Raw genomic sequence first — 11,085 nt, forward strand, 5'->3', positions numbered from 1 at the left:
CCCAGCGCAACCAAACTCTAAGCTCCGATAGTGCTGGTATGATGAATTTTAAAGCGGCTAATCAGGTCATCAAGTTGTCCTGCTAACCCGGCAAGCTCGCGGCTGGTCATCGCGGTTTGCCCGGCACCGGCACTACTTTGTACCGCAACTTCACTAATACTCAGAACTTTCTGATTAATCTGTTCCGCCACCGTACTTTGCTGCTCGGCTGCCGAGGCGATTTGGATATTCTGATCATTAATCCCAGCAATACCTAGCAGCACCTGATGCAAAATGCGCCCGGTCTCATTTACATTAGCCGTACCGTCTGCAACCTGCTGCAAGCTGCGCTGCATCGCTGTTGATGCCCTCTCCGAGCCCTGCTGCAGCCCCTCGATCATCCGCTGAATATCACCTGTTGATTTTGCCGTGCGTTGTGCCAGGGTGCGAACCTCATCGGCAACCACCGCAAACCCCCGTCCCTGCTCACCAGCGCGCGCCGCTTCAATCGCTGCATTTAACGCTAACAGATTGGTTTGTTCAGCGATACCGCGGATCACATCCAAAACTGAACTGATGGCATTGCTCTCCTGTTTCACTTGGTCGATTACTGATGCGGTATCACTAACCTGTGCCGCTAACTGCTCAATCAGATGAATTGTTTGCTGCAATTTATGTTGCCCGACTGTCGCATTCTGCTGCACCTGCTCCGACAAGGTTGCGGCCTCGGCAGTGCTACTGGCCACATTTTTTACCGTTGCACTCATTTCATGCATGGCAGTGGCAACCAATTCGGTATCACGCTGTTGTTGCTGCACGCCCTGGCTGGTTTGCAGCGTTACCGTCGAACATTGTTCGGCTGCCGTAGCCACCTGCGTCGTGGCTGAACCAATTTCCTGCACCACGTCCTGTAATTCATCAGCCAGCTGGTTAGTATGTTGACTAATACTGCCGAATTCATCGCGGCCAGAATAGCTACTGCGCTGTGTCAGATCGCGCGCAGCCAATGCCGTCATCACCCGCGCAATCTCGGTCACCGCCGCCCGGATATTGCGGCTGATCCCTATCGCCAGTAAGCACACCGCTGTCAGTGCCAAGCCGATAACTGCAGCTAAACCGAACAAGCTGCGACGGGCCTGCTGCGCAAATACAGCGGCCTGGTTGGCAATATCCGCACTGAGTTCACGCTCAAAGGTGGCCATCTGATTAATGCGCCGTGTTGATAAATCAAACCAGGCGCCGTCATCCATACCTAAACTGTCACCCAGCGGCACCGTAAAGGCCAATTGCTGCAAACGGCTTACCTCGGCAAAGCTTGTATCAGCTTGCAAACTACGTAAGCGCTGTAATTGGCTGTCAGACAGCGCTTTTAGAAAGTTTTCTTCAAAGGCATAAAAGGCTCCAAGATTATTGGTAAAACGGGCGAGTAATTCCGGGGTAAAGCTATCTCGGCTAAAGGCCAGCCCCAAAATAGCGCGCTCACGCCCGGCTCGCTCTTTCATTTCGATAAACTGATTCAGCACATTTAGCTGCCGCGCCATCGCCAAATGGCTCAGGTTGGCTTCCAGTTGCTGGTTAAAATCCATCAACGCACGAATTAACACGGTGTAGCGCTCGGCTGACTGATTTGCGGTCAGGGCAAAACTGTCTACCTGTTGTCGCAAGGCGCTAAGTTCGCCAAAGCGCTGCTGCAGCTGCTGAACCTCTGGTTGCCGGTACTGCTGAAAACGCGCCAGCTGCTGGTCACTGCTCAGGCGTAATTGCCGAAGCCGGTCAGTAAAGCGCTGTCCCTGGCTATTAATCACCACGCCACTGGCGCCACGCTCAGCCTGCAGTGCACCAATCAGCTCCCCCATCACTGCACTGACGTCAATCGCTGTACCAACCCGAGTCGCAACACGGACTTCTTGCCAGCGGTCATTGAACTGCGTGACTGCCAGCCACACTAACAGCAGCACGGGTAAACTGAGTAACAGTATTAACTTATGGCTCAGGGTTAGATTGCGGATAAAATGTTGCATAACTGCCTCGGAGGTTAAAAGCACCACGGCATTATAGGTGGAATCTACCCAGCGCCAGCCAAAGCAAAGTAGGCTACCCCATCAGAGGTAAAGCCCACCCCCCTTTGCCGGATAGCAGTAGCGCTCTCCTTGTTGTTAGCATAGCTGCCAAATAATCCGCTTGGAGCCAACAGCATGAATATTCAGTCATACCAGGACTTACTGCAGGCCGCAGCAATGCAACAAGAGCCGCAACGTCTGCTATTTGTATTTGCTAAAGCTGAACTACCTAATGGTTATACTGATAGCCAAAAGCATAACTTTGAGCAAGGTCAGGGCGGCGCTCTGGCGCCGGTACTCTGTGTCGATAAATTACCGGAAGAGGTTAGCGCCTTTCAGCAATTGGTAACTGAATCGGCTCACACCGGCATCGACTGGGATATCGCCTTTGTCTCTGCCTTGGGTGGCCGTGGCGGCTTTCCGCCGAATAGCGACGAGGCCGTACAGCCATTACAAATGATGATGCAGAAGATTCAGGGCGGCATGATTGCCGACTTTCTGACCTTTGATAAAAATGGCGAGCTGGTGGCACTGTACTAGCGAATACCTCAGCGCTGCGCTACACGGAAAAAACGCAACCGCTGTGGCCTAGCGCCGCACTTTACCACCTGGCAGATATTAAAACTCTGAATGTCAGCAATAGTTAGCTGCGCTCCCAGCCATAACGCCTTACTCAGATCACTTTGGAATAACGTTGCTGCCCTTGCTGCAGATAGGCATCAAAACAGGCACAGATACTGCGCACCCAGAGCCGGCCGGCGTCCGTAACCCGGATCCGTTCGGCGTAGATCTCCACCAGGCCATCCTCCATAAAGGGCTTAAGCAAACTCAGCGCGCTGTCGAAATACTGCCAGAAGCTCGGCAGCTGCCACTGCTGACTAAAAGCGATAATATCCAGCTCAAAATGGCAGATTAACTGGCTAATCAGCGCCGCACGTAGCCGATCATCTGCCGATAACACAAAGCCTCGCTCAACCGCTAGCTGCTGTTGTGCAATAGCCGCATAGTAGCTGGCAACGTCTTTGCTATTTTGCCACAGCACGCCGTTTACCTGGCTGATACTGGATACGCCCAGACCGAGTAGCGCGTCCTGCCCTGCCGTGGTATAGCCCTGAAAATTACGCTGTAATTTGCCGGCTTGCTGGGCTTTGGCCAGGGCATCTTCCGGTTTAGCAAAGTGATCCATACCGATAAACTGATAACCGGCCGCCACCAGCTTGTTAATCGCCAGCTGCATTAACGCCAGCTTGGCCGGCGCATCGGGCAGGCTGCTATCCGGAATTTTGCGCTGCGCGGCAAAGCGCTCCGGTAAATGGGCATAGCTAAATAATGAAATTCGATCCGGATCAAGCCGGATAATTTCAGCGACCGTCTCGGCAAAGCTGGCCGGCTGCTGATAGGGTAAACCATAGATCAGGTCCAGATTGACCGAACTAAACCCCAGCTCGCGACATAATGCCACCTGATGCCGGATCAACTCAGTGTCCTGCACCCGGTTAATCGCAATCTGGACTTTTTCGTCCAGATCCTGCACGCCAAAGCTAACGCGGTTAAAACCCAGTTGTTTTAAATGCCGCAGTTTGTCGTCGCTGCAGCTGCGCGGATCAATTTCAATACTGATTTCGGCAGCCGGCAAAATCGTAAAGTGCTGGTGTAACAACGCCATTAAGCGGCTGAGCTGTGCTTCGGTTAAAAAGGTTGGGGTACCACCGCCCAGATGCAACTGATTAATCACTTTCTGCTGCAGATGCGGACTATAAAGTGCCATTTCTGCAGCCACGGCATCGAGATAGGCATCGGCTTTATGCTGATGGCGGGTGACAACTTTATTGCAGCCGCAGTAGTAACACAGCTTATGACAGAACGGGATATGCAGATACAGGCTTAACTCACGGCCACTGCTGGCCAGCGCCTGCAACAATGCCGCCTGCGGAAAGGCAGTGTTAAGCGCCAGCGCGGTTGGATAAGAGGTATAACGCGGCCCGTTAATATTGTATTTGGCGATTAACGCCGCGTCCCACTGTATGCTTTGCATCTGCTGTCTCCGGAAAACTCAGGACAATTATAAGCTGCCAGGTACTGTAGCAGTTTGATCTGCCGCAACCTCTGCCGTTGCCAACAAACTTTGCCAGCTTAGCAGCAAGGCCGGCAGTGGCGGCGGCAAGCGGCTTAACTCAATAGTATCGAGCAGATTCTTGCAGTACAGTCCCAGCTCGGTATCCCCTAACATACTGAGGCGACGCCGGAAAAATAAGGTATCCGGATCGACTTTGCCGCAGATCAGATCCAGAAAATCCTGACTGCTGGCTTTAATCAGCAGATCCTGCTGCACAGATGCCAGTTCAACCTGTAATTTGTTGTTTTTTAAAGTTATGGCAAAGCTCAGTTGCCAGTCGCTTACCTGTAACACTAAGTATCGCTGTGCCAGAAAATCCAGACTGCCGGCAGTTAGCTCTGGCTGAAAAAATTTATTTAGCAGCAGCGTTAAGCCCTGCTGCTGCACACGCTTGGGCGTCAGCTGTTGCACCCGCTGCGCCAAAGTAGGTAGCAGCGCTACCAATTTATGACTAACCCTTTTAATATCAAACATATAGAAGCCACCCACCAGCTAAATTCCCTATAATAAAAGCATAGTTCTACGGCGCTGCCTATAGCCTTTCCGGGGTACAGCAGGCAGGGTCACAGTAATGAGGCTGATATGGAGTTACTCTGTCCGGCTGGCAGTATGCCGGCAGTCAAAGCAGCAATTAGTCAGGGGGCCGATGCGATCTATGTCGGCTTAAAAGATGACACCAATGCCCGGCACTTTGCCGGCTTAAACTTTACTGAGTCGCAACTGACTGAGGTTGCCCGCTATGTGCATCAGGCGGGGCGTAAATTGCATGTGGCCATTAATACCTTTGCTCACCCCGCGGCTTGGTCGCGCTGGCAGCAGGCGGTCGACAGTGCAGTACGGGCTGGCACCGATGTACTGATTCTTGCCGATATGGCAGTGCTGGCCTATGCCGCAGAACGCTATCCGCAGGTTGAATTACATCTGTCGGTGCAGGCTTCGGCCACCAATGCCGCCGCCATTGAGTTCTACCGGCAATTTAATATCCGCCGGGTGGTGTTACCACGGGTGCTTTCGATGCAACAGGTGCGCGCGCTGGCCCGCAGCTGTGATATCGATTTGGAAGTCTTTGCCTTTGGCAGCTTATGCATTATGGCTGAGGGGCGTTGCTATCTGAGTTCTTACTTAACCGGGCAGTCACCGAATACCGCCGGCGCCTGCTCACCGGCGGCCTTTGTTCGCTGGCAAGAGCAAGACGGTGTACTGGAGTCGCGCTTAAATGAAGTGTTGATTGACCGCTTCGCCGCGGATGAAACCGCCGGCTACCCGACCCTCTGTAAAGGACGTTTCAGAGTCGATGCCGATACCTACCATGTGCTGGAAGAGCCAACCAGCCTGAACACCCTGGATTTACTGCCACAGCTCTATGCCGAGGGCATTAGCTCACTGAAAATTGAAGGCCGGCAGCGCAGTCCGGCTTATGTAACCCAGATCACTCAGGTTTGGCGGGCGGCTATTGATGCGGTAATGCAGGATCCAGCGCATTTTCTGGTGCAACAACACTGGCAGCAGGTGCTGAATAATCTGGCCGAGGGCAACCAAACCACCCTCGGTGCCTATCATCGGAAATGGAAATAACCTATGCAATTCTCACTTGGCCCGGTACTGTATTTCTGGCCCAAAGCACAGATGCTGGAGTTTTACCGCCAGGCCGCCGACTCAGCCGTGGATATTGTTTATCTGGGCGAAACCGTTTGCAGCAAAAGACGCGAGCTAAAACTGGAAGACTATCTTAAGCTGGCGCATATGCTGCGCGAAGCCGGCAAACAGGTGTGTTTATCTGGCATGACGCTGTTGGAGTCACCGTCTGAACTGCGCGAGCTGCGCAAGTACGTCGATAACGGCGACTTTATGCTGGAAGCTAATGATGTTGGCGCTATTGCTATGCTGTACGAACAGGGTCTGCCCTTTGTCGCCGGCGCAGCCATTAACTGCTATAACCAGCATAGCCTGCGCCGCTTAGTAGGTATGGGTTTATTACGCTGGGTAATGCCGGTTGAACTATCCGGCGACTGGCTACAACAGGTGTTAAACGAGGGCATTATTCAGGATATCCGCGATTGCTTTCAAACCGAGGTGTTTGCCTTTGGCCATTTACCGCTGGCCTGGAGTGGTCGCTGCTTTACCGCCCGCTCCGAGAATCGCGCTAAAGATCAGTGCGAACTCTGTTGCATTAAATATCCGCAGGGGCGCACTGTGCATAGCCAGGATGGTACCCAGGTTTTTGTGCTAAACGGTATTCAAACCCAATCTGGCTATCGGTATAACCTGATTAATCAGCTACCGGCTATGCAGGGGTTGGTTGATGTAGTACGGTTAAGCCCAGAGCCCGAGGGGACCTTTGCCTGGTTGAATAGATTTAAGGCGAACCAGCATGGCGCCGCGCCACAACAACTGAGTGATACCGAAAGTAATGGTTATTGGCTAAAGCTGGCAGGGATGGCGACGGGGTGATGATGAGTGTTGAATGTTGAGTGTTGAATGTTGAATGTTGAATGTTGAATGTTGAATTGTAATCCGGAGCGCAGATGACGCAACAACAGGCAAAAATTGGCATTGTTACGGTAAGCGACCGCGCCAGTGCCGGTATATATGAAGATTTATCCGGCAAGGCGATAATCGATACCTTAACAGAGTATCTAAGCAGCGACTGGCAGGCCGAGTACCGTTTGATCCCGGATGAACAACCTCTGATTGAACAAACCCTGATAGAACTGGCCGAGCAACAGGGTTGCTGTTTAATTGTCACCACCGGCGGTACCGGGCCTGCTAAACGCGATGTCACGCCAGAAGCCACAGAGGCCGTCTGTGACAGGTTGATGCCGGGCTTTGGTGAGCTGATGCGTCAGGAGTCGTTAAAGTATGTGCCAACCGCTATTTTGTCACGGCAAACCGCTGGCTTACGTGGCAGCTGCCTGATTATTAACTTACCGGGCAAACCCAAGGCAATCCGCCAGTGTCTGGATGCGGTGTTCCCGGCGGTGCCTTACTGCATCGATCTGATGGACGGCCCTTATCTGCAGTGTAACGAAGCAGTGATGCAGGCCTTTAGACCCAAAAGTTAGTGCCAGCCTCTACCCCAGGCTTCGACTCCGTTAGGCAAGACTACCGGAGCCGGAGCGCAGAGTCGCTGCAGGCTTAGCGGTTAACGCTGGTATTCGCCGGCGCGTTCTGGTTGATATAGCACGTCAAGAATTTCAACGGTGCGGCTTTGGCCATGTGGCATCGGCCATTCCAGTGCTTGACCCACCGCTAACCCGAGCAGAGCACTGCCAACCGGAGCAAAAATCGAAATTTGCTCATCGTTTTTCAGGTCATGCGGATAAACCAGGGTTTTCTCAAACACCTTGTTATCGCCGGCAAACTTAAAGCGCACCGTCGAGTTCATACTGACCACATTCGCAGGTAATGCGGTAGGTTCAACCACACTAGCCCGATCCAACTCTGACTCCAGCTTTTCCAGCTCCGGCGTCAGCCGGGGCATCTTCTCAAGTAAGGCTTCAATCCGATCCATATCTAAACTGGAAACGACGATAGGTGTAGCTGACATATGACACTCCCAAGTAAAAAAAGAAAAAAGCCCGCCGGCTAACGCCGTCGGACTTTTCAGAATTTAGTCAGTTATACCCCTGCAACCGCGAAAAAGCAAGCTAACGGCGTAGCAGAAACAACCAGATCACCAATAACAGGGTAATAAACCAGAAACCGGACAACAGTTGCCAGAATAGCAGTGGATTGGATTTATTCTGCTGCTTGACCTCTTCATGCAAAAACGCCGGGTTGGGTTGCTGCAAATCGGTCAGTAACTGGCTGATACTCTGATAGCGGTAACTCAGATCCAAACTCACTCCCTTTTGCAAGGCCCGGTCAAACCAGGTCGGGATTAGCGGGTTAAACTGACTGGCACTGCGATAGCGCAGCCGGTCATAATCGCTCGCCACCCGGCATTCTTCTACCGCCGGGCCATAGGGTAAATGACCGCCACTAAACAGCTCATAGGCAATGGTCGCCAAGGCATACACATCACCCTGCACGCCGGAATTATGCCCCAGCAGATAGTGCGGATCGGAATAGGTCGCGGTGCCCAAAGCGCCTTCGTGGTGCAGTGGGCTGTAGATTTCCGCCAGACCGGCAACAAACACCGAACCAAAATCCACCAATTTCAGGCTGCCATCGGCCAGACGCATAATATTGCCGGGTTTCAGGTCCTGATGAATGGCGCCCATGCGGTGAAACGCCTGTAGGCCTTCGGCTATCTGTTTCACCAGTTTAATTGCCAACGCGGGTTTAAGCGGCTGTGGCTGCTCTGCCAGCCAGTGCTCTAAACTCTGGCCCTGCAAATGCTCCATTAAATAGTACAGAAAGGTCCGTGGCCGGCTTTGTCGGATCACCTTAACTACGCGCGGCGACTGGATCCGCAGGCCAATCCACTCTTCGCGGATAAAGCGATCGATATAAAGCACATCATCGGCATAATTCTGCGATGGGCTCTTAAGCACCAGCTGCTCTGCGGTGGCTTCATCTTCCACCAGATACAGGTGGCTGCGGCTACTGGCATAGAGCTCTCGCACTACCCGATAACCATCCAGCTTCATACCTGGGCTTAACGCCGGCGGGAAGGGTAACCGGGTCAGCTCGGAGCTTAAATCATCCAGGCTCTGCTCAGGTAACTGCGCCACATCTACCACTATCGCGCTGACATTATCATCGCTGCCATGCGCTAATGCCTGCTCCAGTAATTGTCGGCTGCATTGCTCCGGATCCGTTACTGTCGTCAGCAGCTGAGTTAATTCGGCCTCGCTTAAAAAGTCGTGAATGCCATCCGAGGTTAGTAAAAAACGATCACCCGCTTGCAACGCCAATGCACCTTGCTGCGCTGCGACCTTGGCATCCATGCCCAGTGCCCGGCCTAAAAACTGCCGCTGCTCCGACAATACCGTAATATGATCCTGCGTCAGCTGCTGCAAACTGGCGTTACGCAACAGATAGATACGGCTGTCACCGATATGGAAGAAATGCGCAGTCCGCGACTTCAGCACCAAAGCACTAAAGGTACATAAATAGCCTTTTTGTTCATGGGCAAACTTATGACTGAATTGATACAGCTGGTTGTTGATGGTGGCCAGTAACTGCTCGGCACTGTAGGCCACCGACCAACTATCCGGAGTTTGCGGATATTCCTGACAAAACCGTTCGGTGGCCAGTTTACTGGCCTGAGCGCCAGCTTCAGCGGTACTGACGCCATCGGCCAGCACGAAACAGGCACCCTTATGTTGCAGTAAGTAGGCAGAGTCAGGCAACTGACAGGCAACCGCATCCTCGTTGGCCGCTTTTACGCCGGCCGCAGTCTGAGCGCCATATTGTAACTGCAGTGCTAACTCTGCCACAGCGGCACGCCCTTATTTAACCGACATTAATTCTATGTACTGTACCATCTTCCGCCACCTCGACAATATGTCCCTTAGGATCGTCGAGGAACATCACCGCAACCAAGCCAATCAATGCTGAGGCGGCAATCACATAGAAGAAGGTACTAAAATCGACATAGCTTAGTACGGTCAGGTACACCACAGCCCCCACATTACCGTAAGCACCTGCCATCCCGGCGATCTGGCCGGTCATACTGCGCTTGATCAGTGGCACTATCGCAAACACCGCGCCTTCGCCGGCTTGCACAAAGAAGGAGCAAGCCATTACCGCTAATACGGCCAACGGGATCCACCAGTGGCTGTCCATCAAGCCCATCAGAAAATAGCCGGCAGCCAGACCACCAATCAGGATCACCATACTCTTACGCCGGCCAAATTTATCAGAGAACCAGCCTCCCATTGGCCGCGACACCAGATTCATAAAGGCGAACGCAGACGCTAGCAAACCCGCTTTTACCGCCGTCATCCCCTCGAAGGTTTCCAGGAAATACAGTGGCAGCATTGATACCACCGCCAGCTCAGAGCCAAAGGTCGCAAAGTAAGCAATATTTAAGATCCCGACCTGCTTAAAGCTGTATTTGTCATGCTCAGGCACGCCTTCGCGTAAATGTTCGGCGTTGATTTTCCAGGTTTGTTGCGTCTGGAAGATAAACAACACCACCAGCGCGCCCCAGATGCTGTACATGGCGGTTTCGGAGAACAAATTCACCCCTGCTGGTGATAAACGCCAGGCCAGGATCCCCAGTGCCAGGTGCATTGGGATATTCATCAGAATCAGGGCCCACAATGCGCCCCAGCTGGTAACTACCATGGCACCGGTTTTTTTCGGTTTAAAATAAGTCGAGCCTTTGGGTGTATTACGGGCAAATTTATAGAAAATCAGTGAATAGACCGCACTGATCACCCCAACTGAGGCAATCGCATAGCGCCAGCCATTTTCACCACCGAACATCAGCGCCACTGTTGGCAGCGTCATCGCAGCTGCCGCCGAGCCAAAATTACCCCAGCCACCGTAGATACCTTCAGCGGTACCCACCTGGTTATGCGGAAACCACTCACCAACCAGCCGGATCCCTACCACAAAGCCTGCGCCGACAAAGCCCAGTAAAAAGCGGAATAAGGCCAGGGCATCATAGGTATTGGCAAAAGCAAAGCCGATACAGAGCAAGGCCGAGATAAATAACAACACCGAATACATAATACGCGGGCCATATTTATCCACCATCATTCCCACTACGATGCGCGCCGGAATGGTCAATGCCACGTTTAATATCAGCAAAGCCCGGATCTGGGCATCGGTTAACGCCAGCGCTTCTTTGATATGCATCAGTAAGGGCGCATGAGCAAACCAAATCACAAAGGTAAGAAAGAACGCAAACCAGGTCAGGTGTAACATTTTTATTTTTTGTTCAGCAAAATTAAGCAGATTGAGTTTACTGCTTTGCCCTGCCGCAGACGCTGCGCCAGCCATACAGACCTCCTGAAAGAGTCATAGAATGATATT

Annotated in this window: 10 protein-coding genes; 4 read left to right on the top strand and 6 right to left on the bottom strand. The window is 52.5% G+C overall.

Translation table 11 applies throughout. The features are described 5' to 3' along the window. Positions 1–17 precede the first annotated feature (17 nt). Positions 18–2,000 (bottom strand): methyl-accepting chemotaxis protein, encoded by a 1,983-nt coding sequence (locus AEST_RS12215; protein ID WP_008609406.1) that lies wholly within the window; start codon positions 1,998–2,000, stop codon positions 18–20. Positions 2,001–2,174: 174 nt separating this feature from the next. On the opposite strand from AEST_RS12215, the gene AEST_RS12220 reads away from it, so the two are divergent. After that, entirely contained in the window at positions 2,175–2,579 is a 405-nt protein-coding gene (locus AEST_RS12220) for a hypothetical protein (RefSeq protein ID WP_008609408.1), read from the top strand. 133 nt (positions 2,580–2,712) lie between these two features. Here AEST_RS12220 and hemN read toward each other — a convergent pair whose 3' ends face one another. Both hemN and ubiT read right to left on the bottom strand, forming a co-directional pair. Next, positions 2,713–4,074 (bottom strand): oxygen-independent coproporphyrinogen III oxidase, encoded by a 1,362-nt coding sequence (gene hemN / locus AEST_RS12225; RefSeq protein WP_008609411.1) that lies wholly within the window; start codon positions 4,072–4,074, stop codon positions 2,713–2,715. A gap of 27 nt (positions 4,075–4,101) precedes the next feature. Then, positions 4,102–4,629 (bottom strand): ubiquinone anaerobic biosynthesis accessory factor UbiT, encoded by a 528-nt coding sequence (gene ubiT, locus AEST_RS12230; RefSeq protein WP_193353438.1) that lies wholly within the window; start codon positions 4,627–4,629, stop codon positions 4,102–4,104. Positions 4,630–4,737: 108 nt separating this feature from the next. On the opposite strand from ubiT, the gene ubiU reads away from it, so the two are divergent. The 3 genes from ubiU to mog all read left to right on the top strand — a co-directional run bounded on the left by ubiU (position 4,738) and on the right by mog (position 7,217). After that, positions 4,738–5,730, top strand: coding sequence for a ubiquinone anaerobic biosynthesis protein UbiU (gene ubiU, locus AEST_RS12235; protein ID WP_008609414.1), 993 nt, complete (start codon positions 4,738–4,740; stop codon positions 5,728–5,730). Between the two features lie 3 nt (positions 5,731–5,733). Next, positions 5,734–6,606, top strand: coding sequence for a U32 family peptidase (locus tag AEST_RS12240; protein ID WP_008609415.1), 873 nt, complete (start codon positions 5,734–5,736; stop codon positions 6,604–6,606). 74 nt (positions 6,607–6,680) lie between these two features. Further along, a complete protein-coding gene (gene mog, locus AEST_RS12245) occupies positions 6,681–7,217 on the top strand; it encodes a molybdopterin adenylyltransferase (protein WP_008609416.1) in 537 nt (178 codons plus the stop codon). An 80-nt stretch (positions 7,218–7,297) separates the two neighbouring features. On the opposite strand, the gene rnk is transcribed toward mog, so the two are convergent. The 3 genes from rnk to AEST_RS12260 form a co-directional block, all read right to left on the bottom strand. After that, positions 7,298–7,702, bottom strand: coding sequence for a nucleoside diphosphate kinase regulator (gene rnk, locus AEST_RS12250; protein ID WP_008609417.1), 405 nt, complete (start codon positions 7,700–7,702; stop codon positions 7,298–7,300). A gap of 100 nt (positions 7,703–7,802) precedes the next feature. Beyond that, positions 7,803–9,539 carry a bifunctional protein-serine/threonine kinase/phosphatase gene (locus tag AEST_RS12255; protein WP_008609418.1) on the bottom strand — a complete coding sequence of 579 codons (1,737 nt, stop codon included), beginning with the start codon at positions 9,537–9,539 and terminating at the stop codon, positions 7,803–7,805. Positions 9,540–9,555: 16 nt separating this feature from the next. After that, a complete protein-coding gene (locus AEST_RS12260; RefSeq protein ID WP_008609419.1) occupies positions 9,556–11,052 on the bottom strand; it encodes a NarK family nitrate/nitrite MFS transporter in 1,497 nt (498 codons plus the stop codon). Between the last annotated feature and the right edge of the window lie 33 nt (positions 11,053–11,085).

Source organism: Alishewanella aestuarii B11 (assembly GCF_000280055.1).
GTDB classification, from domain to species: Bacteria; Pseudomonadota; Gammaproteobacteria; order Enterobacterales; family Alteromonadaceae; genus Alishewanella; species Alishewanella aestuarii.

Bases quoted from the DNA above. Each gene is read 5' to 3' on its own strand.
- AEST_RS12240 (WP_008609415.1), top strand. From the start codon at position 5,734: ATGCAATTCTCACTTGGCCCGGTACTGTATTTCTGGCCCAAAGCACAG.
- AEST_RS12260 (WP_008609419.1), bottom strand. From the start codon at position 11,052: ATGGCTGGCGCAGCGTCTGCGGCAGGGCAAAGCAGTAAACTCAATCTG.
- AEST_RS12220 (WP_008609408.1), top strand. From the start codon at position 2,175: ATGAATATTCAGTCATACCAGGACTTACTGCAGGCCGCAGCAATGCAA.
- hemN (WP_008609411.1), bottom strand. From the start codon at position 4,074: ATGCAAAGCATACAGTGGGACGCGGCGTTAATCGCCAAATACAATATT.
- ubiU (WP_008609414.1), top strand. From the start codon at position 4,738: ATGGAGTTACTCTGTCCGGCTGGCAGTATGCCGGCAGTCAAAGCAGCA.
- AEST_RS12215 (WP_008609406.1), bottom strand. From the start codon at position 2,000: ATGCAACATTTTATCCGCAATCTAACCCTGAGCCATAAGTTAATACTG.
- rnk (WP_008609417.1), bottom strand. From the start codon at position 7,702: ATGTCAGCTACACCTATCGTCGTTTCCAGTTTAGATATGGATCGGATT.
- ubiT (WP_193353438.1), bottom strand. From the start codon at position 4,629: ATGTTTGATATTAAAAGGGTTAGTCATAAATTGGTAGCGCTGCTACCT.
- mog (WP_008609416.1), top strand. From the start codon at position 6,681: ATGACGCAACAACAGGCAAAAATTGGCATTGTTACGGTAAGCGACCGC.